Genomic DNA, 24,948 nt, shown 5'->3' with positions numbered 1-24,948 from the left:
TTCCCGGCTAATGAGTCCGCTTGATTACTCAAGCTTTTTCGAATTAGTTAATATAGGGCACTTTTGTGTCATTAGACAATTATATTAACGGAAGTTCTGAAGGGACCCATAAATTAGTTACATCGAGTCCTTTCTCATCTCGTGCTTTTAAGTCGCAGAGGAAGTCAAGGAATCCAACAGTAGGTTTCCAGCCAAGAACGTGTTCCGCTTCTTCAAGGTCGTGCTGCTCCACCTTTTCGGGTAGCGAAATTTCATATTTTTCAATAAGGCGGCGTGCTCCCGGTAACTTTTCCTCGCACCAGCCAATTCCAAGGTTTCGGAAATTTTCCACTACGTCTTGCGGCATTCCATGATCGGTGTGAACAATAGTTCGGAAAAGTCCTACGTTTCGCCCTAATACTGCTTTTACGGATGCTAATGTGGCTGCCGCGACATCTCGCCTGTCTACGCCGTTTCTCAATAACCGCGCCCCAAACTCCAAATAAGGTCTTGGAATAAACTCATGATAACGCAGCATAACGATGGAAGCTCCCGTCATTTCATGATAGGCTTTACAAAGGTCTTCTCCGATTACTTTGGAAACCCCGTACACGGACCACCATCCGTAAGCCATAGATGACGCATACACAATCGATTTAATCCCTTCCTGCCGGCAGGCCTCCAAAACGTGAAACGTCCCGTCCACATTGACCGAAAATATCGTTTCGTCACTAACTGGAGGGTTGTGAGCGCAATGCCAGGCAGCAAGGTGGATAACAGCATCCACTCCCGCCACAGCGCGCCTGACGTCGGATGGTGTCCGAGTATCACAACGTACGAACTCTAATGATTGTAGATCATCTGAATGTGTTGGGACAACATCCGCCATGCGTACGGTATACCCCGCATTCATCAACTCACGGCAAACAGCCTGACCACCATTGCCGGAGGCCCCTGTAACAAGAACCTTCATGTTTTGTTAGCTCCTTTACACTTTATCCAGATTGAAAACGCGGGCCGTCCTATTTTCAAATATATTTTATATTTAAGTTCAAAGATTTGGAAGTATTACGTACGTATTCGATCTCGTTCTGCTCGTTTCTGTCCGTCTCCTATAATAAATAGTAAATTTCTTTCCCCGTCAGCCACTGACTCCACAATTCTATTTTTCTGACTACGTGGTCTTTAATCCAACTATTTCTGTCCGAATCACGGATAAAAAACGCATAGCACAGGCATATATCCATCAGAATCAGTCCTTCAACGTATCTTAAACTTTCCTTGGAAAATGGGGCTTGTGACGTGTAGCCCTTCAGAAATATGTCTCGCTGTTTGCTTTCAATTTTCGTAGATGCGCTTCCAATATCGAATAAATAGTAACCATAGCCGGATAGACAAAAATCGATAAAACAAGGCTCACTGCTTTCAGTGATGACGATATTACCACGCTGAATATCTGCATGGATCAACCCCCATGCTCCTTCCTGCGAGTCCAGTTCTCTCATGAATCCCTTCACCTGAGCAAGCACTTCGGTCATGATCCCGTAATGTTCCAGACTGTATAAGTCTACTTCTACGCCATACCTCAGCTTCTCAAGCGTATTATCGATTTTTTCTGTGCCGTATACGGGTCTATGCAAATCCTTTAAGACCTCACTCGCTCGAGTGAAGCGATGAAATCGCGCAAGATTGACTCCAATTGCATACACAATTTCATCCAAATTCTTTTCTTCATGTCTAAAAGTATCACCATCAATCCACTCCAGCAGCGTTGCATAAAAAGCTGCTGCACCCATGTCCTCCAGACGACATACAGATACATACTCCCCGAATCTATTCGCAACAGGCATTTGTACCCCCAACACTCGATTGCGACCCAACTCCAGCAGAAGTGCCGTCTCGGATTTCAGCCCCTCTAGCGTATGCTGAATGCCGAAAAACCCTTCTGTAACGGGCTTATGGATCCGCAGTAAGAAGGTGCAACTATTGCCACGGTCAGTAATTTTGTATGTCATATTTTCGTTGTGCCTCATGAACTCAAGAACTGGATCTGTGAACGAATAACTCTCGAGCACTTTTCGGGCTATCCATTCGTGATTCACCTTGTTCACTCTCCCCCCCAAAAAACTTAACGAGATATAACAAATTATAAAACAAATTTGTAAGGAAAGAGTCTCCAATATTCTTTTGAATATACTGCTGTTTGGTAGTTTACTTCTTGTTGAACTCCTATCCTGCCCGTTCGTATAACGAACGAAGTAGAGCTTGCGTGCGGCAAGCTTCCCACTATCGTTTTCGTTAGTTGAGAAATTCCCACGATAACAAAACTAGCGATGGATAGGTTCCATCGCCACGCTCAATCTGGTCATATACTTCTATAAGGTAAATATCACTGCGATCCCCCTTCAGCGAGGATACCGTAGACGACAAGGCCTACGAAATCTAATGATGTTCTTGAAGGGCGCCCGTAATATTAAAAAAATGCGCTTACCAGAGTATATAAATATAAATGGGAGCCAAAATCCCAATGACTACTTAGCCTGAAGTGTAAACCATTTTCCGAAGTCTTTCATGCATCAGATTCACCCCGCGCTCTCTGAAATGTTACTCGTTGGGACAAAAGAATAGCAGCTAAACCTAGATACGGCAATAGGATAGAACCCGAGTTTGCATATGAAAGGCTGCCCCTACGACAGTTGACCATCTACCCGGGTAAGCTTATCCGGGTTTCTTACGATGTAAATTCCAGCAACCTTTCCGTGTCGGCGTTGTAAAAATATAGCTGCCACAGTTTCGTCCCCTGAGCGGAGTACTATACAAGTCTCGCCGTTCAGAGGGGCAAACTCGGAGTAAAGACTTCCCTGATAATAAGGTTTTATGCCCTCAAACGCGCCGGCAAGAATTCGGGCCACTTGATCGCGCGTTTGTATCGGACGCGTAAAGGCAAGTACTTTTCCACCTCCGTCAGAGACGAGCATGACATCTTCGGTCAGCAGGGATAGGATCTGATCGACGTTACCTTGCTCGAAGGATGTGAGGAACTGGCTAACCCATTCCAATTCGGCCGCTTCGGCAGCGACCGGCTCCCCCTCGGATATTCCCACCTTGCTTCTTGCCCGGCTCATTAGTTTTCGGCAATTCGCCTCTTGCTTACCGAGCAGTTCGGCTATTTCGGGATAATCGAAGCCTAGCGCCTCACGCAGGACGAAAACCAATCGCTCTGTCGGTGTCAGTCTCTCGAGCAAAACGAGCATGGCGTAAGACAGCAGATCGCGGCGGACGACCGTCGTCTCGAGCGTATTCTCCTCCGGCGTCCGAATAGGTTCGGGAAGCCACGGACCGACGTACATCTCCCTCCTCTTCCGCGCCGACTTCTGCAGATCGAGGCAGCGATTGGTTACCATTTTGCATAAATACGCCTTAGGCTCCTCTAAACGTTCGGGATGTGCGTCGCACGCCTTAACAAACACGTCCTGCACCACATCTTCCGCGTCTGCTGCGGAGCCTGTCATCTGATATGCCAGCGTGAACAGCAACGATTTATATTGACCGTACAGTTCTTCCAATCGCTGTCGTCCCTCCTTTCATTTCTATCTAAGCATACTGGCAGTATCCTCTACCAGCTTTTTGATTCTCCCCGGAAGCTTTCCTGTCATGACCATGTCGAGTCCCCATGTGCGTATCCAGAACACTCCATTTTGCCCCAGTGCGATGGTGAACGCATCCATATTCGATTTGGCGGAATGATGACTCGGAGCCGGACGGCCCTCTAAATCCGCCATTACGATTTTACCCAGCCGAAGCCCCTGCTCTCCCGCTTCAAAACACGTCATTTGAGTTGCTCTGCCGTCTCTCGGATCGACGATTCCCGAACAGTCGCCAATGCTGTAAACGTTCGGCATCCCTTTGACGCGATAGCATTCATCCACCAGTACCTTCCCCTCGGGAGTAAGAGGTAGATCCATGCCCTTAAGTCCTGGATTGGGTATCAAGCCCAAAGTCCAAATACATAGGCCAACCGCCAGACAATCGCCGCCACTGAGTGACAACGACCCTGCTTCCTCCCGAAGCGCCTTACGATTGTGAAGCACTGTTACTCCACATTCGGTGAGTTGCCGATCCAACTTCCGTCTAAATTTCTCCGACACTTCCGGGAGCAGTCGTTCCTGTGCATTCAGCAAATAGACGGAGACATCGGACGGGTTCAGCCCTAACGCCGTTGCTTCCTTCCTCATCGTGAGCGCCAGCTCGGCGGACGTCTCAATGCCGCTGATGCCTGCTCCCGCAACCGCGATGGTCATCAATTTCTTGCGTTCCTCAGGATTCGTCGCGCGGGCAGCCTTCCGAAGGTTGGCACGCCAGCACTCCCGGATGTCTGCCGCGGCTTGCGGGTCGGTCAAAGCGACACCGCCTTGATCGGGATCCGGTCGCCTAACTATGCTGCCCACCGTCACGACTAGAAGGTCATAACGAATTCGGGCATCGTTGCCTTGCGGACCTATATATCGAACCCGCTTTTCCTCTCCATCCACGGACGTAACCGTACCTTGTACGAATTCGAAATCTTTAAGAGTTAACTGATTCCAGGGAATCATAATTTCTTCCTCGGTCGCCGTAGGGCGGAACATTCTTAATTTGCGCAAATGACCGGGCTGCATGTCGATCAGAACAAACCGAATCCTCCGACCATTCGCTATGCCGTTGGTCTTTTCCTTTATCGCTTTGAGCGCTTGCAGCCCTGCATAGCCGCCTCCTATGATAACACATGTCAAGTCGTTCATCGTTCCTCAGCTCCTTTTGCGTTTTGCACATAGAACGATGTAAAGCTCCGATCTGTGACATTAGAAACGAACAAAAAAATACATGAGCTGTTTAAAAAGTCCATTGTTTCGTGCCAGTCTGTTGAGTAAAACTGCACTTTCGTAACGAAGCCGCCAGATCGATCCCGCGGAGACCCCATTAATGCGTTTTCCATGCAACCGTTACTAATTAGAGTCTAAGTTTTCAGCGGAGTACTATCAGGGCGAAAAAAAGTTTCCAATGCCCTTCGGAAACAACTTCGACTGCTCCGTCGATCACTTTGATGGCGGTCTGATCATCAATCGCATACGCCGGCTTCTGCATCCCGGCCGCCCATCTCTCTGCAGCAGCCATTGTGTTATGCGGCAGCATCTCGTGATCCAGATGCGGAAACATTGCAAAATCAACCAGTCCCAGTGCTTCATCGCCGCCGTTGGGTGGAGTCCAGCCAACGAAGAATTCCCCGATGCTAGGTGCCATCACCATACTCCCGGCGCTCATTCCCACATAGACTGCCTGCAGTGACGGCAAGAGATCTGCCAGCCCGGATTGCCGCATCCAGTAGCACAAGTAGAGGGCGTCGCCGCCCGCCACCAGCAGGACGTCCGTCTCCCGGACCAGCGGCATCCAGCGGTCTTCGCCGATGCTTGGCAGTGCTGTGAGCTCCAGCACACCGACGGACTTCCAACCCAGGGCGACCATGGGATTCGCTTCTTTCCCGCTGATGAATTCCCAGGCTTTGACGCCGGGTCCGACCCAGGGGTGTCCGTACATCGCGGTGGGGATGCACAGGGCGTTGGAGTCGGCGATCGGCTTGCCCAGCATGCCAACCAGCGCGTCGTTTATACTTTTGTTATTGATGCCGCCAGATGTAAGCAGAAGTTTCATAACTTCACTCCTTTTCTTTGAGTGCGTCTGGGGTTTATTCCATTAGATTTTTCAAACGAGCGGTGGACGTCTAATGGGACAGCTTAAGCTGGAATAAAACCCAAACTGACCAGACTTTGTGTCGCTCTTTTAATTACTTCGGACATTATTCCTATCAAACATTCTCTGTTCTTACTTAATTGTGACTTAAAATATCTCCAAGATTTAACCAGGAAATCGGAATTTCCATCTCTCCAATTTCGGTTTTTCCAAAATTACCATGGCAATCAGAGCCTGCTGTAATTAACAAACCGAGTTCTTTGCAAATGGACAGGCAATCTTCTGTGACTTCTTGAGAATGCGTTGGATAATAACATTCAATGCCATCAATCCCTAAATCAATTAATCTAGTTATTTCTCTCTTAAAATCGTTCCTTTCAGTAACATGTATAACTCTTCCTGGATGAGCAAGAATTGCCTTCCCACCTGCACTGTGAATACTATTACATACCATGCTTACAGAGGGGAATTCAATACAGTCAAATGATAGTTCGTACTTTGAATAGAATGCAAAACCGGCTGTCAAGCTGCTGGTAATCCCCTTTTCCACAAAATAATGCAAAGCCTTCCAACCACCGTTTGTTCTGTCATAATTATAATTTAAGTATTCCTCTAGAGATATGTTATTGTAATCCCTTTGCATCCTTGCTATGAGTCGCTCATCTAAAGACTCAAAAAGCAATCTGTTATTTTCAGTAAATTCTCTGAACCTTTCATTAGTTAAATCCACTCCATAACCTAATATATGCAGATTTTTTCCCCTATCTAATGCGTCCAGTTCTACACCAGATATTAACAATAGTTCTTTTTTATCATTTAGCTTTTGTATTTCTCTTGAACCTTCTAGCACATTGTGGTCAGTAATCGCTATTAATCCTAACCCTTTCTCTACTGCAATAGCTATAATTTCTTTGGGAGACAATGTTCCATCGGAAAATAAAGAGTGAATATGTAAGTCTGCAATTTTATGATTCATTTTAATATCAGCTCCGTAACAAATTTATATATAAATCAACATTCGCCATTGAGGGTAATAATCCTAACTCAATCCGATTCCCATCCGGGTCATTAAGAACAGCATTAGAACCCCAATTAAACCTGCCTAGGGCAGACCGAAAAGCCGCCAGTCCCACAGCGTGGATACAATGTTCATGCCTTCAGCGAAAAGCATGATAAATTAATCAGCGAGAGCACGTATTATGTTCGTTTTTGCTTCATTGATCAACCTTTCATCGTTATCATCAATAGCCTGCATCATTATCCCGGTTGGAATATACATGGCTATCAATCGAGCTAATATCTTCGTTTCTTCATCTACATCCCCATATACATTGAAAAAGTCAGAACGCGCATCCGGGGGTAAAAAGCTATACACAACATTCAAGTCACAACCAGGATGTCCTATATTAACATCTCCCCAGTCAATAACCCCTGAAACTTTTCCATTCTTATCTACCAGTATATTTTTAAAATGAAGGTCACCGTGAAGGAATACGTGCTTTTGTTTCACTCTTTCAGTTCTGAGCTGTTCCAAATAATTCGTTATGGCATGATACTCTTCTTTACTAAAATGAGGGGCAAGGTCGGAAATGAATTTATGCATCTTTTCCTTGCGCATCGCTATATCAGTCAGATTTCTATGGTCATGTTGAACTCCAATTTCTTGAGCTGCTTTCACAGGAAATGCATGCAAACGTTTTAAAAATTGTGCCAGCGTTGTTGCTGAAAACGCACGCTGCTTGTCAGTTAATCCGACTGGAAACTCCCCGGATAAATAGGGGTAGCCAAGGAAGGGCATAGGATAATCATCGTCCCCTTCCCCAAAAAACATGGGTAAAGAATAGGCTATGGAAATGTAATCTTTAAGCTTAGGCAGTATCTTTCCTTCCATCCTTAAAGAACTGAGTGCAACTTTCCTTCTTGGAAAGCGAAATACATATTCACCCCCGACAAGAAAAACAGTGTTATCCCAGCCATGTCCCAGTTTTTCAACGCTTTTTGAAGCTAACTGAGGAAATTGACTGCTTATTAATTTATAAGCCAAGTCTTTGGATACTTCCCATTCTGCATCCCATTGATTCGAACCGCCCATTTCCCTCATATCGCCTCCATCACATATTTACTATCAAAAGCACAATGAAACATCATTCGTTCCGTTCAAACAAATTCTATTAGTTTTTTATCAATTCCTGAAATCTCTCCAATGTCTGATCTTCCATCCCATAAAGTAATTGTTTTCGCCTCGTCGTTTTCAATAAAAGCATCTAGTTCATCGAGTTCTCCCGAAAACAAAGCGCCATACTCAGTCCTCTCAGGTCCATGATAACTTGGTTGAAGTCTAACTTTCATTAAGCCCTTGAATTCAACAATACCAATTTTTTGATTGGTTTCTTCAAACAATTCCCTAATAACACATTGCCTAGAAGTTTCCCCAATCTCAATAACACCACCAGGCAATTCCCAACTGTTTCTCCATTTGTTATACATAAAAAGAAAAGCATACTGACACTTTACCACAATCAAGGCATGTGTTAGCGGGGCATCGAGTGAAGCTAGATCTAACTGTTCCTCTTCGGTTCTTATGAATTCTAAGAAGATATTTCCCTTTTCATCTGTCATGATTGCCATTTCTTTAGCCCTCCATTTTCTTATGTGCTGAAACAAAAAAACGCGCTAGACCCATTGAGTCCTGCGCGTTGTATGTCGCAGGATGGGAAGCGCGAACAGCGCTAACCCATCCCTGATCTTTAGGAATGTGTTAACGCCTCTCATGATGATGAGGTTGTTTCATAATCAAGTTATACATTTGATTACCCCATTTCACTAACATTATGGTAATAGTAACCATAATGTTGTAACGCGTCAAGGCTTAAATGATCCTGGCCTTTCGCTTACCTTCCCCGCTTCCATTTCGAAGCAATCGGCAAGCGCTGCCGCGCGTTTCTTATCCTGCCTGCCTATGCATCCTGCCGTTCCGACCAGTCCATTCCAAGGAGCGCAGAGTCTAACTGTGACAGGGCGTGCGATCAGTGCTATCGTGGTATAATAAGCAGGTGAGTCTATATTCATGTATATGGAAGGGGATCCATTCGATGTCTACCGTGGCAAACAAGAAAGTAGAGACATTTGAAAGCAAGCGCTTTCCTTTCTTAATAAGCATACAGCGCGATCGGCATATTTTGGTCAATTCACACTGGCACGAGCATTTGGAGTTAATAAAAATAGTACAAGGACCGGTGTGGCTTCAGATCGATCAGCATAGCTTTCGCGCTGAAACTGATGAAATATATTTCATTAACAGCTGCCAGGTTCACTCCGTTACCTCCTTCCGCGGGGTCAACTGCGTAATTCTAGGCATGGTGTTTGACAAAACGCTGCTGTTCTCTCAGGAAAATATGGAAATGAAACATCTGGTCTCTCTCTTCCTGAGATCAGATAAAGTGGAGAACAAGTATACAAAGACCCATCCCATATGGGCTGACCTGAATAACGAGATGGATAAAGCTTATCAGGAATATACGTTGGAGGAAGCGGGGCATGAATACTGCATACTCTCCAGCGTATATAGAGTTATATTCCCCATCCTGCGTCTCTACAAACAAGAATTGAACAGCAGCCCTCCCCAGCATTATGCCTCTCATTACATGCGGCTTAAGCCAGCCATCGACTACATGGAGGAACATTTAGCTGACAAAGTATATATGGATACGGTTTGTGAGAAGGTCAATTTGAGCCTTAACTATTTTTCCATCCTGTTCAAAAAAGTTTTCGGCATGCCACCCGTGCAATACATGACCCAACTTCGAATGAATCGCGCCAAGCGGCTGCTGCTCGATGAGGGAAAGTCCGTCACGGAAATTGCCGAGCTTTGCGGATTTTGCAATATCAATTATTTTGACAAAGTATTTAAAGAGAAGAACGGTTTCTCACCTATGGAATTCCGCAAACGCTTTGTCCATCCGAGTTAATCATTCAACCTGCTTTGTTACAGCTAACTTTCACGCAGATCCTGGAAATATCCCCTAAACACGCCGCTTCTTTATTGGAAATGGAATAAAGTTCTTGTCATGAACAGAAAGACAAGAACTTTATTCCGACGGGTTCATTTTTAAGCATGTGGTGCACGACAACATTTATCACTGGTTCTGTACCTGAAACAGCCAGAGCGGCGCTGACTGGCGAAGAGTATTTTTACCAACCGGTATAGAGTCAGCTTTATTCCTCATATGGCGTAATCTCGGCGAGTGAGGACGCGCCGCCCATGCTGTACTCTACGCGAAGGCGCAAATAACGGGCACGGATACCGTGAAGGTCGACATCTTTGGGAGTCGAGGTCCGCGCCCAAATCACGTGCTCAACGTCTTGGAATGTCGTGCCGTCTTCACTCACCTGGACGACGCCTTCGAGCGGGGTTCCGTTCATGTTCCAAACCATTTTCGGCTGAAATCGTACGGCTGATAGCTGCCTGACTCGACCCATATCCACGGTGATCTCGTGCGGCTGCGGCGGGATGTCGGGATACATCGAGTGCCACATGGTCTGCGGATTGCCGTCGACGGCAAAGGAAGCCTCACCCGCACCCGGCTTCTCCGTGGAGGCAGAGGCCGTCAGTTCCTTGGGCGGTACCGGCTTACCTGCCGGAGGAGCCGGCCAGGCCGTATTCTGGTTATCAGGTTCATCGAAGGTAGGCGTTCGGGTCGTCCCGGTACCGGCACCTTGGATCAATACGTCAGAAATGACGGCTCCATGATCGGAGTAGAACGGGAAGAGCCGGTTCAAGTCCGTTCCCTGATGTCGCTCAAGACGACGGACGTCCGTGTGTGAGGAAACAACTCTTACCCCCTTTCCTCGAGCGAGAATGTAGTCGATGCGTCCAGGGGCATATCCGAACCCGCTGATGGGGCTCCATGTCCGGCCCGGATACTGACCTGCGTCCGGGTTCGCGTAGCGATACGTATCGATGAACCCGGCCTCATCGAACAGCTTCAACGTGGACCACGATAGCGTAAGTCCGCCATGTCCCGGTGCAGCGGCAAACTGCTTGGTCCAGTCCTGGTGCGACTGGGTGTTGAAATCGCCTCCGATAAATACGGGGGCGTCATCGTTTTCGATATAGCCTGGTAATTGCTTCTGAAGCAATACTTTTGCCATCCCTACTCGGCGTATCTCATCGGTAGCGATAACCTGCCGGTCCGTATACGTCCGTTTAACCCCCAATGCGGACTCAATGGCGGACTGGTGGTTAAGCCCCCAAGCGTAGTCGGCATGATACAGCCACGCCGTGAACGCGTTGATGTGCCTGCCGTCGGGCAATCGGAGTCTGGCGCCGCCAAAATTGAACGACGTCAGCACTTTGTCGCTCGTGCGCGGATACACCTTCTCGACCTCTAGCTTGCTTATTAGCCATAGATTGTCCCTGTCCGCCGCCTGTCCAGTCTCCTTGGTAATCTGTACGCCGGTATAAGCGGCATCTCCAGCCCTTCTTGCATTCAAGCCGTCGACGATCTGTTGCCCCGAGCCGTATGCTTCCACCAGGAACAGAACGTCAGGATCTTGCACAGATACGTACTCGATTAACTCTCTAAGGTTTTGCGCACCGACTTCGTTTCGGTCAAGTGTACCGCCCCCATAGATGTTAAACGACATCAACCTTAGCGGCGTACCGGCCTGAGCGGCCGACAGCGACGCGGTCTCGATGTCTATCTGGACCGGTTGCTGCGGCAACACGAACGGCCTCGATTCCGCCTGGCCGTCACGGGAGTACAGCGTCTGTCGCGCCCAGATGTACTCCCCCGCCCGGACTGTAAACGCTAACTCTTGAACGCTGTCAGGCTGCAGCGACGTTGACCACTGAATCGTGCAGGTTTTGCCCGTTGCTTCGTGCAACGCAGTAACCGCCGTACGACGCGATTGGTCTAATTGCACTTGCGCTTCGGACTGTCCGTCGCATATTAGCCGAATATCGTACTGCTGCGAAGGAACGTTGTCCGCGTTTTTGGTCAAAGCGAATGTGATTGGGGGATCAGAGGCTTCACGTCTGCTGCTGATTTCGGCAGGAGCAATGCTTTCGACCGGTTTGTCAGGTTCCGGTTGTACTTGGCGTTTTTGACTTGAATTTGAACTGTTCAAGCAAGCCGAAACTAACAGGATCAACGTTACTAGAAGCAACGTCATAACGATCTTGTTCATGGTCTTCTCCTTCAACTTCTTCGGTATGACATGGCTTTGACAGCGGGACACATTATTTCCCCACTTGTGCCTCCTGAATTTGCTTGTTCACTTTTTCATCCGCTTCTCTTAGGACGGTGTTAATGTCCTTGCCTTTTTTGATTACGTCGTCCAGTGCTGTTTTGATCGCAGCCATACCGAGCGAATCGTATCTGGTGGGGACAAATGATTTGGCCGGCTTCGTTTTAAAGACCGCCTGAATATTTTTCCCTTTCAGGTAGGCGAGATCGGCTCCGAAACTGTCGCGAATTTTTTGATCCTTCAATATTGGAATTCTTCCTTGCCGGGAAAGGTTCATCTGCACCTCATCGGAAAGGATCGTCGATAAGACAAGGAAACCGTCTTCTTTATGTTTACTCGTACTGGTCAATGTGAGAACATGCGCGTCGATTCTCATGCCCAACCCTGACGCCTCAGGCCATGTCGGGTAGGATACCCAGTCCCATTTCAAATCGGGAAAGTCTTTAAAGTTCGCCTCGTATAAGATGTTGATCGTCGGCTCCATCGCTAACTTTCCCTCCAGAAACAGCTTATCGGCTACCGTGTGATAAGCAATCCGCTCGTTTCCAGGGATTTTGTGCACTTTCGTTAAGAATTCCATAACTTTTTTCCATTGATCTGTCTGGAGCTGCGACTTCAACGTTTTTGAATCGACATACGGCAGCGATAATTGGGAAGAGGGACGTTCCGGAACATTAGGTTCCAACCCGCGATATTGAATGCCGTTTTCTAATTTGGTCACCTTTTTAGACAGCTCGTACGCCTGATCCCAAGTCATATTATCCGTCGGATAAGGGACGCCGAACCGGTCAAATAAATCTTTGTTATAGAACATCACGCTAAAATGCCGTGTATACGGTAATCCGATCAAGTCATCCCTGCGGGTAGCCGCTTTGACTGCATCGAGCGATTCTGGTTCAATCCGGTTTAAATCGAACTTGTATTTCTGGATCAATTCTGTAAGCGGTGTTGCAAGTCCCAATTCGATATAATCACCGAGCGAACTGCCGATATTATTATGCCATACGATATCCGGTGTCTCGCCCGATGCAACAAGCTGAGCCAAGCTGCGTCCCTTCTCGAATAATTCACGCTCGATCGTAATCCACGGATACTTCTTTTTGACCGGTTCCACGATATACTGGTTGAATTCTTCATCCGAAAGCTTGCCAGCAAACATGCCTAACCGTAGTGTGACAGGGTCGTGTTTCTCCGACGCCGTTCCCGTGTCCAATGTCTTATTATTGCAGCCAGTTACAAGCGATATCCCGGCTAGAGCCGCCAACCCAAGTGTTAACCAACGTTTCAATCGACTTCACTCCTCTTTTTGTTTTTCACTAATTTCGAATGTACCTTCAATCAGGCACCCAAGTGAACGTATAACCGGCAAAGCTGTTTGACACGCCAGATGTACACCACTTGACGACCGCCCACTCTTCGTTGCAATCTTCCACCCCCGGATTCATGACCAAATATGCTGAGAAATCTGAATTCTGTAAGTCTTTTCTTCGTATACCATCTCGTGAATGTCTGCCAAGTGTTTTCAGTTTTCATCTACACTATAAGGGATGAGCAATTTGAATGACTATCTAGTTTTATTGCAGAAATTTATGTTTTTTTACTGTCCATGTGAGGATCGCTATTACGTAGTGTATATGACACTATAAGCAAGCCAACTCCATTTGAAAAAAATCTCCTCCCGTTTCGCCCGAAAACAAAAAATCCGCCAGCTTAAGCCGGCGGAGGACTAAAATCTATAGTAACCATGATATACGTTATGTGCCGAGCACCTTTTTGCCCCTCGGCTTCGTTCCTGTCGGATCCGGTTCGAGCGTAATCCCAATCGTATCGAATGACCGCTGGGATTCATCGATTTTGTACGTCAGTACCCCGTTACCCTGCGCATCGACCCGGAACGTGCCGCCGTTGACGCGATCGCCGTTCTTCACAAGCCATACCTGATAGGCTTGCTCATCTTGCAGTTCGGGCAGGCCGCTCGTCTGCAGCACAAGCAGCATTGTGCCGCCCTGCTTCGTCAGCCACGCTTGCCCGCGCGCTGCAGGCATGGACGGATCGAACGGTTTCAAATCGTACGCACCAAGTACCTGGGCCGGCGATCGCATATCGGGCTGTATCCGCGATGCTTGCTGCCACTGCGAAAGCTGCTGCCAACCGGCGTACCCCAGAAGCAATATCAACAGTACAACCGCCACATTGTAGCGAGCAGATCGGCGCCTGACCCGCTCCAGCATCGATTCGGGACGCTTCACGACAGGTTCAATCCGTACCGCAGGTACTGGCTGCGTTTCCGGCCGTTCGGAGTGTCCCGCTAATTGTTGTCGCGCCAGTTCGTTTGGCGGCGCAGCTTCAAATCGTTCCTCTGAATGCTCGTACTTCTGCACCAATTCGAGCCCCTGATCTGATATTTGCGGTAGTCCGTCCGATATATGCGGCGTCCCTTCCGAGTCTTCGAATATCGCTCCTAGCACCTCGGCTTTCAGTTCTGCCGGAGGTTCGTATGGATCCATCGAATAAGGCAGGGCATTCCACGCTTCCTGCAGCTGCTTCAGTTCTTCCCGGCAAACGGAACAATCTGAGATATGTTCTTCAAACGCCGACCGCTCCTCCTCCGTCATCTCACCCAAAAAAAACGAAATCAACTGCTCGCAGCGATTGCGCTCCTCGTTCATTCGAACCCCTCCCCTCTAGCTGAACCGAGATGCTTCCGTAATACTTTCAACGTCTGATGCAGTCTGCTTTTCACCGTGCCAAGCGGCTCGCCGCTTCGCTCCGCAATTTCGCTAAGCGTGTAGCCTTCCCAATATAACGCTTGAATCAGACGCACCTGGCTGTCCGACAAATGCCGGTAAGCTTGCTCGATATGCTGCTTCCGCCATTTGCGGGATATGATTTCCTCGGGGTGCCCGTGCGGATCGTCAGGCAGCCGTTCCCAATCCGATGGCTCATAAGGCACAATGGCAGCCTGTTTTTTCAATTTGCGCAGCTGATCAATCGATACGTTCCTCGTCACCGTCAGCAGCCAATTGACGAACTGTCCCTTTTGCGGATCGTACCCTTTGGACGTCGTCCACAGGCGCGTAAATACGAGCTGAACGACCTCTTTGGCAAATTGCGTATCTTTGTTTGCTTTCATCGCGAACGAATAAACGAGCTTCGCGTAGCGGTCGTACATTTCCTCGAGCGCCGCGCTTTGCTTTTCCATTATCATTCGCATCAACTGTTCATCGGAAAATTGTTGCACGATTAGGCACTCCCCGCGTCGATCAACGACCCTTTTAGAATAAACTCAAGCTGTACAAAACACGATCCGGTATAACGATCTTCCTATATCCCGGCTTGTTTTGCAATATGTTGACCGTAAAAAGAAAACCGGCATTCCCGGAAAAATATGCTTCGGGAATGCCGGACTCGTGATGAGTTCGGAACGCGGATGCAGCCTTATTTTACGATGATTTTGCCCTTCATCATACTTTTATGCGGTGCACAGTAATACGTATATTCACCCGGTTGGGCGAATGTCAGCGTAAACGTCTCGCCTTTTCCAAGCAACGGCGTTTCGAACAGCGGTTTGCCGTCCGTCGTCGCATCGGATACGACGTTATGCTTCACGGCGTCTTTGTTGGTGAACGTAATGCTCGAACCGGCTTCTATCGTTATTTCCGGCTGAGCGAAGGCAAATCCGGCGATATCCATCGCGTACGCTTTACCTCCGGACGCTTTCGGCTGTTCCGCCTGCTTCCCGGAAGCAGTAGGATCGATAACATACCACACGTCGTTAACGCCTTGCCCTTTGACGTCACCGGCTTTTTCATCTTTTGCAAAGTAGTATAACGGCATTCCTTGATAAGTCGTTTGCTTCGTGCCGTCTTCACGGACAATCGTGCCGAAATCTTCGGACTTCACACCGGTTCCGGAAGCGATGTGATCGGTATAAAAAACAGGCCAGTTCGTTTCGCACATCCCATAGCATGCGCTTTTATCCATGCCGTCTTTTGTAAATAAATACAATGTTTTTCCGTTCGCATCGACCAAAATATGACCGAGTTTTTCCTGCGGGGATACGGATACCGGCGAGAAGTTCGCGACATACCAGACATTATTGAGCCCCTGCCCTTTGACATCTCCACTCTTCTCGTCCTTGGCGTAATAATACAGCGGCATTCCTTTGTAGGACGTCTGTTTTTTGCCGTCTTCCCTAACGATCGTTTTGAAATCGGCGCCGTTCAGCTCGCCTGAAACCAGGATGTGATCGGCATAATAAATCGGCCAATTGGCGACACATTGGTCTTTGCACGTACTCATATCCGTACTGTCTTTTGTAAAATAGTACAGCGTCTTGCCCGTCTCATCGGTCAAATACGAACCGAGCGTTTCATCCTTCACGATTTGAATACGGGCGTACGAACCCAGCGCCAATTTGCTCCCGTCGATGACTTTTTGCTCGGCGAGCGTATCCGCAAGCGTCTTGCTTCCGCCATTCACTTTCGCTTTCAATGCTTCCAAAGCCGCTGTAGCGATGTGGCCGTTTCTCAACGCCCCCGCACCGGAAATTTGAGAGAGCCCCCGGTTTTTCGCGTATGTAATGACATCGTTATACGTAAAATCGGTATCCTGCTTGTAGCCTAGCGTCTCCAGCAGCACTTTATAATACTGCTGCGCGGTTATGCCGGAGAGCGGATCGAATTTACCGTCGCCCGTTCCGTTCCAGCCTAAATTCGGGTTCGCCTTCAAGTACGACATAACGGCTTTGTTGCCGTCTCCAACCGTACCGGCATCGGCAAAATTATCCGCCCCCTTATAAGCGAGCGCCGTTTGTTCCAGACCTTTCATTCGCAAAAACAATATCGCCGCCTGGATGCGCGTCGTCGGTTTGGCCAAGTAGGCCGGGGTAACCCCGCTTCCGTCACCCTGCAGTACTCCGAGCTCTGCCGCTGCCTGCGCGTCCGTCCTAACATCGGTCGGAACAGGCGCATCGGCGGCAAAAACATGCAAACCGGACGACATCATCATTGCACCGGCCATTAGCGCGACCGCCATTTTATTTTGCTTCTTCATCGCGTCGAATCCTCCTTATTCGTTTATACGGCTTTCCGGTGAAAACTGCTTACACCGAAGTAAACGAAGAAACGATGCGATCGGTTCGATGCGATGAGAAAATATTTTACGGAGGTATGGGGATGAACATATTGTCGAAAATTTGGCTCATGTTGACGCAGGCCGGGAGCTCTCGGCGCCGGGGGCTGAACATTTTTGCTGAAGTACACCAAATCAATGTGAGCGGCGGCGGCACCTCATGACCGGTCCGTTCGAAACGGGCTCGCGGGAAGCCCTTCCCTGTTGAAAAGATTGGCCTCCGGATAACCTTCGTAAGCATAGCGAACCGCGACCGGGTCCGTAATCGTTTCGTGAAAAACGACAACCTCGTCGCCTTCTATCCATACATCCGCATCGACAAAAGCATGATCGGACCCGCTGATCGTAAAACCCTTCAACTTTTCTCCTTTAACCATAAGGCCGCTGCCGATATGCTCGAATCGGATGAACGCACGGTTTCCTTTAATCACCATGTCTTTATATATCGGCCCCATATATTCGACGGGCTTGCCATACGCGAGCGCATCGGCCATCAGAGACAAGCGGTACCCTGCCTCCTTTTTATTGCGCGGATGAATATCCGTTATTTCCCCGTTATCCATCGTCACCGCCATGCCCGTATTTTTCGTCAGGGTCAACGTCATCAATTGTTCATCCCGTAAAGCAGGAAAGTCGACGTCATTATAGCTCGAAAGCTGCACATACAGAAATGGGAAGTCACCCTGCCCCCATCTCTTCCTCCAGTCGTTGATCATCGAGGAAAACAGCAGGCTGTAATGTTTGTCTTTATTCGATGCGTTATGTTCACCCTGCCACCAGGCAACTCCCGCAATGGCAAATGGCTGAAGCGGCGCAATGCGTGCATTGTAAAGATAATTCGGGCGCTGGCGGTGAACCGGCGAGATGAGGCTCAGCTCCTTGACAAGCTCTCCGCTCATCCACATGAGAATGTCGGTTCCGCCGACGGCGGTCGCTATGAGTCCGATCGGCACATGGTGCTTTTGATGCAGCTCTAGGCCAAAATAAAAGCCTGCCGCCGGAAACTCCGACACCATTTCGGGCGTAGCGGCTGTCCAAGCGCCGCCTGCAATATCCCATTGGGGCGCTTCGAACATATTGAGCCTGGAAGTGAATAACCGAATGCGCGGATAATTCGCCTGAACGACATCCGCCGGATCGCCTACGCGCTTCATCGAAAACTCCATGTTGGATTGGCCGCTCAGCACCCAAACCTCTCCGACCAGCACGTCACGCAGCGTAATCTGTTCCTCCTTGCTGTGCACGGTCATTTCATAGGGTCCTCCGGCCTCGACCGGATCGAGCTTCAGCAGCCACTTTCCGTTATGCACAGTCGTCTCCGCAGTCTGCCCCGCAAAACTAACGAACACCCGTTCCCCTTCCTTGCCTTTCCCCCATACCGGGATGCTCTTTCTTCGCTGCAGCACCATGTGATCCGAAAATAGCGTCGGTAAAGCCAGCTTCTCCGCGTTCTCGTTGTCCCGTGCGACAGCTCTCACAGAATTGGTAGCGATAGCATCTTGAGGCCGTATCGACGGCTTGCTTTTCAGACGGTCCCATTGTTCCAACGTCAGCAGCCTCATTCCGCTGAACAAAACGGAAGGCTGAACATCCGGAGATCCGGATGCTCCGACCTGCGGTCCGACATCGCGATTTCTCAAAATGCGGTAAGGGGATCGATCGATGAAGTCAATGAGCGGCTTCTTCCCTGTTTCCGGGTTTTCCGGGTCATCCAGGTAAAATTGAATATGAACATGGGTCTCCGCCGTATTCCGAATCAGGATGCTCGCCGTGTAGGTCTGCCCCCATCTCAGCAGGTAAGGGATCTCGCGTCCGGCTCCTGCGGCGTTGTTGAAGGCGGCGGGGGCGGCCGAATTGATCAGCCGCCACTTGAGCCTGCCTTTATCGAGCACATACTGGATGGCGTAATGATGCATTTGCTCAAAATTCATCGTGCGCGGGATGATCATGACCATCGGCTTTAACACTGCGCCCAGCCGGTCGATTTGAAAGGAGGTCTCGAAAACGAAATCGTCCTCTTTCATGCTCTCGCCGCACAGCAGGCCGGCGTAAGCAGGTCCGGTTTGGCCGGAGAACAGCAGACCCCGCTCTCCGACAATATCCATTTTCGAGCCGTAAGGCTTGATCAACGACCATACCGGCTTGCCATCTCTGTCATCCATGCTGCAAAGATTCATAACCAATCTACATCCTCCCTACGCTTTAACCGAATCGCCTTTCAGTCTCCGCAGCTCTCTGCGCATCAATGCCGCTTCCAGCATTAAACATTCGTCGGGGCGTATGCTGTACATGCCCCCGGCTTCGCGAATCCGCTTTTTCCTGCCCGTCTTCCTGTATGTCGTACATGTCTCGCCCGTTTCTTTGTCAACGACCGCTTCGGCCACCTCTTCTTCCTCTTCGATCGCATCCCACTTGTCATATCCGAGAATCCCGTACTCGAATGCATTGAGTCCGTGTCGGGCAAACGCTTCCTCGATCCCCTGGGCGATGATGCCGAAGTGGGTCCGCGCTTTATCGCCTTTCTCATCGACGGCGTCGTTAAACTTGAATCGAGAATAATTCACTTCCGACCAAGCATCCAATACGATGTCATCGATCGGCTTGATTTGCTGCTTGGCATTGCGGTCGGATGTGTTGATCGTGCCGGTGGCGGCGTACAATTGTGTGAATCTGGCTCCACTGCTGCCGAGCGAAGTCGTATTGTCGGTCGCAGCTCTCCAACTGGCCGCATCGAACATGGCAAACGAACTGCTGCCTTGCCGGAATCGAAGCGGCGATCCATTCGCCGAACGCAGATCCAGTTCCCCTGTGCCCGCCGAGATCGAGGGATTCGTATAGCTGCTCATCAATAGTAGACCCGAACTGTTCAACTGCACCTTGGATTCGCTTCCGAATCGAAACCGGATCGGATCGGCCGCCCCTGCAGAGCGCAGGTCGAGTTCGCCGCTGGTGGCATAAAAGCCTTTCGCTGTCAACGAATCCGTTGTGGAGCTTCCCTTTGTCGTTCCCGACGGAAACAGATTATGGATCCTGACACTTGCCGGCATAAAGGCAGGCTCGATCACCCCTCCTGGATACCCGACCAGCACGACATGATCCGTGTTGGCCGTACCGGAGATAAAGCCATATGTATCGGTATTCTCGAACAGCACGGCCGTGCCATCCTGATTTTTGCGGTTGCTTCCCGAACGGTACTCGATATGACAGCCGTAAAACTGGACTCTGGCCGCCCGGTCCAGCCTGACGCGATAAGGCTCGAATGAAGCGAAGCGGGTGGAAACGTGCCGGTGCCCCCACACCGCATCTGTTGCGTTCGCCGCCGCACCGTCCACATACATGGCGCCTCCCGCCTGATCGTTCAAGTAATCGCCCGTAGCCTTGTTTCTTCTATACAAGGAATGATGATCTGTGCCATAAATGGAGCAGGAGTATGTAGTAAAGTCCGAGAAGCCGAACGATCCCCGATAGTCAGGCACGACCGCTCCCGATAATCCGTCGTAATAATTGGGATTGGTTGCGCTCTTGATCGCACCGGCAACAAATATGCCCCATTTTCCGCCCCAGGCCATACACTTGAACATCGTGCAGCCATCGCCGCCGCTCACATTGAATGTATTATCGTAAGGATTGCCGTTCAGATCTTGGAAGCGTTGCAGGTTAGTTGCGTGGGTTACGTCGTAGTAATAGCTCGCTTCTCGCCAATAGCCCATCACATGAATGTTTTCGAGCTTGAAATGCGTGCGGCACCCGACGAAAATACCTACATCCCAATCCGCGCCGTAATGATTCGGTGAATTGTTCTGCCGATCGAAGTCGAGGAAAACGCAAAAATCTTTGAATACGACATTTTCCGCCTGTACGTTAATCGCTACGGACAAAGCCGCGTCCTGCGGTTCCGCAGCGCTGGATCGGTGCAGTCTGCGGGTGCGGATTCGCTTGACGCCCACGCCTTTCACGAGGAAGCCGCTCCTTTGGACATAATCCTTGATTCCCGCGCTCGTATATCCCCGTCCCGGCCCTATGCCTTGAACGACCATCGTTTTCTTGATTTCCACCTCGCCCGTAATGACGGATATGCCGGGAATGAAAAGATTGGCGTTCATTTGCTCTGCATAAGCAAGGATTGCCCGAATCGCCAGCGTATCGTCGGTAACTCCATCCACCTTCGCGCCGACCAAAGGGGCGGGAGGATACTTAATATTGATTCCCCTGCCGTCCATGTTGTCGCACGTCTCATTGACACTGCTTACGAGGCTCGATTTGTCTTTTGTTTTCAGATCGGACAGTTCGCCGATTTTATCGTGCGGACTGTTTCCTGCGGCTTCTGTAGTGGATAAAACGGGAATCAACCCCGCCGAAACAGCCAAAACGCCTGTAGCACCCAATGATTTTATCAATTCTCTGCGACCTTTATCCATTGCCCTAGCCTCCCGACTTTATAAGAATAGGTGAACAATCATGCTATCTATCTCATATTTTCCTGAACCATCTTGTTGATTTCTTCGTCGACTTTTCTTGTCGTAGTATTCATGTCAGCTTTGCCGCTAACAAAATCCTGCATATATCTTTGCACGATTGTGAGCGCCTTCTTGTCCCATGTCGTTTTCGCGTAAGGGTCGGCATTTCGCAGTTTGTAAATGACGCTCAGATCTAGATCCTTCACCGCCGGGTGCCCCTCGAACAGCTTGCTGCGGACAGCCTCGCTCTTGAGCGGCGTAACGACGCCGGTTTTAGCCAGCTGCAGCTGCGCCTCCTCCGACGAGAAATAATCGGCGACCTGAAACGCAAAATCCTGATTTTTGGAAGTGGTGGATACGGCCAAACCTGAAGCAAACAAACCGGTGCTCGAATTCTGGATGTCCTTAAATACAGGAAAGGTGGTGATGCCTACGCGAATGCCGCCCTCGATCGCCTGCAAAGTTCCGAGGCCAAATAAATTCGGATACATGGCCAATGTTTTTGTTTGTATAAACGCTGTTGCGCCGTCGCTATATTGAGCTTTCTCCGGAAGGTTGCCGGGAACGCTGTAAATGCTCTGAAACGTTTGATATAAACGCTGCCAGCCCGGGTTGCCACCCACGGCCGATTTTCTGGTTGCAGCATCTACAAACGGCAATGAAAGCTGTGTTTGGATCCGATTGACCGAGGTTCCTGCTACAAGCCCCCGGTATTCGACACCGTCAGATGTTCTGGAAACTTTTTTGGACAGCTCGATCAGATCTTCCCAGGTGCTGCCGGCCTTCGGATATTCGACTCCGAATTTGTCAAAGATGTCCTTATTATAGTGCAGGACAAACGGAGACGTGAGATACGGCATTAAGAGCAGCTCGCCCTTATTGGAGTAGGAACGAACATCTTTCAACACAGACGGCTCGAAACGATTCAAATCGGATTTAAATTTTTGAACGAACGGATCCAGATTTACGGGTATTCCCAAATCGATAATGGTCTCCAAATTCGTAATCGAGTAATCGATTAAATCAAACGGCGTCGCGGTAACTAAATTGGCGAGAGTCACCTCCTTGCTGGTCGTTAACTGGGTAATTTTAAGCCCTGGGTATTTTTTGCTCAGTACCGCGACATATCTGCTTTCAAAATCTCCTGAAGGCATGTCGGCCAGGATCAAAATCTCGTCCGGGCGCTTGACGTTAGTTTCCTGCCCGGTCTTACTCGACGTATCAGGAGCATTGTCCTGGTTCAAATTCGTCCCGCCGCCAGAATTCGAGCAGCCGGACGCCAGCAGTAAAGCCATCCCCGCTGTAAATGTAACCGCTGTTATTTTATTGCGCATAGAATAGTCCCCCGTTTGTTTAATCATACTCGATGGTCGAAAGTAAGCTGCGACCAATTAATGTTCTTTAATATAGAACAATGTTCTTTAATATTTATTTTAAACTACGTCCCTCTTGATTACAACCATTTTTTCAGTTGTAGCGGAACCGACACATCAAATCCTTCGCGATTATGCACATATACCTGTGTCATGACACTGCGACAGAAACATGGTGCTTCAATGTCCGTTGAAAATAAAGTCTTAGACTGCCGCTGTTTGTTGTCATTCAACTAACGTTCCCGTTAGCGTAACCAATGAGGTGAACTGTGGAAAGACTCGATCCACCATCATGAAGAGACATTTTCGTCAATTTGAGCGTCGCGCATTGGTGAAAGAGTGAACCAAACTCCGACAACAGCCAGCCCAGCAATGGCAACCCACAACGCCGTGCGGAATCCAAACACGTCGGCAATTATTCCACCTAAAGGTGCTCCAATGACGATCATGCTTCGGTTGATTGACCGCTTAGTGGCATTCATACGCCCTTGTAAACGCGCTGGTGTGATAGATTGTTGATATCCCATTTCAAGGGGGCCCTCAATTCCTAAAGCAAAACCGTAAAGGAATTGGCCGAACCCGATCATGAGTAATGTGACGGTCAGAAGAACACCATGGTTAGCTGATGGTGCAAGAACCATTAATATGCCCGCTGGGCAGTACAGGATGCGCGAAAAAGCCATGCTTCGTCCAATTCCAAAGCGCTGGGCAGCACGGGTAGAAAACGTAGTGCCAATTACAGCACCGATACCGGCTAATGTCATCACCAGACCCAGGGTCGATGTATTGAAACCTAGCTCGGTGAGGGCGAAGGTTACGAACACTGTGTTTATCATGCAGTTGAATAAGAACCAAGCGTGTGTATTTAATGCCAAAGTGCCAAGGTAGCGGTGCCGGTACACCCAACGCAAACCTTCCTTTATTTGTTCACTCAGGCGTTCGTCCGATGCTTTTTCCCGTATGTGCTGATGCTTAATAGAAGCCATTACCAGTCCCGAAAACACATAAGAAACCGCATCGATCAAGATCGCGAACGGAGCACCAATGAAAGAGACTAATGTACCTGCGATAGCTGGGCCACTGGTTTGGGCCACGGCTGCGCTCTGTTCCAATCGTGCATTAGCCCGCGTCAACAATCCTCTCGGCACTAATTGAGGCACGAAGGACTGGTACGCAGCATCATTGAATAACGACATAGCCCCAAAAAGCATCATGATGATAATCAGCCAGCCTATATTGATTAAATGGAATGCCGTCATTAAGCAGATCATTGCAAGCAGCACACCACGGCCAATATCGGTCACTACCAAAACAGGCCGGCGACTAACACGATCAAGAAGTACACCCGCCACTAATCCAAGCAACACGTACGGCAACCACCTAGACGAATTAATCCTTCCCACATCGACTGTGTTGCCATTTAGGTTAACCACCACCAGAACTTGGAGAGCGAGCGTGGTAATATAGGTGCCAAAGTCCGAAGTTGTCGAGGCAACCCAGAATCGTATATAATCCTTATGGTCGGTGAGTTTCACTTCAATCCCCCGTTCTGAGCACCGTATCACATCACTATGAAAACACTTACACACTAATATCATATTATAATTTTGAAGCATATTGTTTCTTGTATTGTTACAGAAGATTGTAATTCACCACCCTCATATTTTAACTAACATGCCAGTTACTTCAATGAAAAAGCAGACTGCCGCGGCGGTCTGCTATTTGTTGACAAACTATTAGCTGGTTTTAGTGCAATCGCAAATACGTTGTATATCTGTTATACGGCAATTAAAAAACACGACTTGCTACTTGTCCTTCATATTCCATAGCGTCTAACGCCCGTAATCGATGAACCTCACTTAATTCCGATAAATGCATCCATTTATATTCAGAATGCTCAGAGCTAAGAATTATTTTATAATGCTACATAGAATCTAGACAGCAAAAAAGGAGTTCTTTAGTTGTATGTCATCTACTAGACGGAGATTTACACCCGAAGAGAAGGCTCAGATTGTACTGGAAATTTTAAA

18 protein-coding genes are annotated in these 24,948 nt (G+C 48.8%); 1 reads left to right on the top strand and 17 read right to left on the bottom strand.

Translation table 11 applies throughout. The features are described 5' to 3' along the window. Positions 1 to 79 precede the first annotated feature (79 nt). From KXG62_RS25480 to KXG62_RS25445, 8 genes are all read right to left on the bottom strand, one after another. Positions 80 to 952 carry an NAD-dependent epimerase/dehydratase family protein gene (locus tag KXG62_RS25480; RefSeq protein WP_218094848.1) on the bottom strand — a complete coding sequence of 291 codons (873 nt, stop codon included), beginning with the start codon at positions 950 to 952 and terminating at the stop codon, positions 80 to 82. Positions 953 to 1,091: 139 nt separating this feature from the next. After that, complete coding sequence (locus KXG62_RS25475; RefSeq protein WP_218094847.1) at positions 1,092 to 2,081, bottom strand: phosphotransferase enzyme family protein; 990 nt, start codon at positions 2,079 to 2,081, stop codon at positions 1,092 to 1,094. A 585-nt stretch (positions 2,082 to 2,666) separates the two neighbouring features. Beyond that, positions 2,667 to 3,545, bottom strand: a complete 879-nt coding sequence (sigJ, locus tag KXG62_RS25470) for an RNA polymerase sigma factor SigJ (RefSeq protein WP_218094846.1) — start codon at positions 3,543 to 3,545, stop codon at positions 2,667 to 2,669. Positions 3,546 to 3,569: 24 nt separating this feature from the next. Further along, the gene (locus KXG62_RS25465) at positions 3,570 to 4,760 is read right to left on the bottom strand and encodes an NAD(P)/FAD-dependent oxidoreductase (protein WP_218094845.1); all 1,191 of its coding nucleotides are present in this window, start codon (positions 4,758 to 4,760) and stop codon (positions 3,570 to 3,572) included. A 223-nt stretch (positions 4,761 to 4,983) separates the two neighbouring features. Beyond that, positions 4,984 to 5,667, bottom strand: a complete 684-nt coding sequence (locus tag KXG62_RS25460) for a Type 1 glutamine amidotransferase-like domain-containing protein (protein ID WP_218094844.1) — start codon at positions 5,665 to 5,667, stop codon at positions 4,984 to 4,986. Between the two features lie 175 nt (positions 5,668 to 5,842). Then, complete coding sequence (locus tag KXG62_RS25455; RefSeq protein WP_218094843.1) at positions 5,843 to 6,682, bottom strand: PHP domain-containing protein; 840 nt, start codon at positions 6,680 to 6,682, stop codon at positions 5,843 to 5,845. A gap of 201 nt (positions 6,683 to 6,883) precedes the next feature. Next, positions 6,884 to 7,798, bottom strand: coding sequence for a phosphotransferase (locus tag KXG62_RS25450; RefSeq protein WP_218094886.1), 915 nt, complete (start codon positions 7,796 to 7,798; stop codon positions 6,884 to 6,886). A gap of 65 nt (positions 7,799 to 7,863) precedes the next feature. Then, the gene (locus KXG62_RS25445) at positions 7,864 to 8,334 is read right to left on the bottom strand and encodes an NUDIX domain-containing protein (protein ID WP_246627638.1); all 471 of its coding nucleotides are present in this window, start codon (positions 8,332 to 8,334) and stop codon (positions 7,864 to 7,866) included. 464 nt (positions 8,335 to 8,798) lie between these two features. On the opposite strand from KXG62_RS25445, the gene KXG62_RS25440 reads away from it, so the two are divergent. Beyond that, on the top strand, positions 8,799 to 9,674 hold the full coding sequence (locus KXG62_RS25440; RefSeq protein ID WP_218094842.1) for an AraC family transcriptional regulator: 876 nt from the start codon (positions 8,799 to 8,801) through the stop codon (positions 9,672 to 9,674). A gap of 247 nt (positions 9,675 to 9,921) precedes the next feature. On the opposite strand, the gene KXG62_RS25435 is transcribed toward KXG62_RS25440, so the two are convergent. The 9 genes from KXG62_RS25435 to KXG62_RS25395 all read right to left on the bottom strand — a co-directional run bounded on the left by KXG62_RS25435 (position 9,922) and on the right by KXG62_RS25395 (position 24,453). Next, positions 9,922 to 11,592, bottom strand: coding sequence for an endonuclease/exonuclease/phosphatase family protein (locus KXG62_RS25435; protein ID WP_218094841.1), 1,671 nt, complete (start codon positions 11,590 to 11,592; stop codon positions 9,922 to 9,924). A 355-nt stretch (positions 11,593 to 11,947) separates the two neighbouring features. Beyond that, positions 11,948 to 13,243 carry an ABC transporter substrate-binding protein gene (locus KXG62_RS25430; RefSeq protein WP_218094840.1) on the bottom strand — a complete coding sequence of 432 codons (1,296 nt, stop codon included), beginning with the start codon at positions 13,241 to 13,243 and terminating at the stop codon, positions 11,948 to 11,950. Positions 13,244 to 13,709: 466 nt separating this feature from the next. Next, a complete protein-coding gene (locus tag KXG62_RS25425) occupies positions 13,710 to 14,624 on the bottom strand; it encodes an anti-sigma factor (RefSeq protein WP_218094839.1) in 915 nt (304 codons plus the stop codon). Then, positions 14,621 to 15,196 (bottom strand): RNA polymerase sigma factor, encoded by a 576-nt coding sequence (locus tag KXG62_RS25420; protein ID WP_218094838.1) that lies wholly within the window; start codon positions 15,194 to 15,196, stop codon positions 14,621 to 14,623. The genes KXG62_RS25425 and KXG62_RS25420 overlap by 4 nt, the downstream gene beginning before the upstream one ends. Positions 15,197 to 15,393: 197 nt before the next feature. Next, entirely contained in the window at positions 15,394 to 17,010 is a 1,617-nt protein-coding gene (locus tag KXG62_RS25415) for a plastocyanin/azurin family copper-binding protein (protein WP_218094837.1), read from the bottom strand. A gap of 236 nt (positions 17,011 to 17,246) precedes the next feature. Beyond that, the gene (locus KXG62_RS25410) at positions 17,247 to 19,265 is read right to left on the bottom strand and encodes a sialate O-acetylesterase (protein WP_246627641.1); all 2,019 of its coding nucleotides are present in this window, start codon (positions 19,263 to 19,265) and stop codon (positions 17,247 to 17,249) included. Positions 19,266 to 19,283: 18 nt separating this feature from the next. Then, positions 19,284 to 21,506, bottom strand: a complete 2,223-nt coding sequence (locus tag KXG62_RS25405; RefSeq protein WP_218094835.1) for a tail fiber domain-containing protein — start codon at positions 21,504 to 21,506, stop codon at positions 19,284 to 19,286. Positions 21,507 to 21,553: 47 nt separating this feature from the next. Then, positions 21,554 to 22,879: an ABC transporter substrate-binding protein gene (locus KXG62_RS25400; protein ID WP_218094834.1), complete on the bottom strand. Its 1,326-nt coding sequence runs from the start codon at positions 22,877 to 22,879 to the stop codon at positions 21,554 to 21,556. A 329-nt stretch (positions 22,880 to 23,208) separates the two neighbouring features. Then, a complete protein-coding gene (locus tag KXG62_RS25395) occupies positions 23,209 to 24,453 on the bottom strand; it encodes an MFS transporter (protein WP_218094833.1) in 1,245 nt (414 codons plus the stop codon). Between the last annotated feature and the right edge of the window lie 495 nt (positions 24,454 to 24,948).

Source organism: Paenibacillus solanacearum, assembly GCF_910593845.1.
GTDB lineage: Bacteria > Bacillota > Bacilli > Paenibacillales > NBRC-103111 > Paenibacillus_G > Paenibacillus_G solanacearum.
Note: the sequence above shows the minus strand (reverse complement) of the source record. Positions and strands in the feature narration are given on the sequence as shown.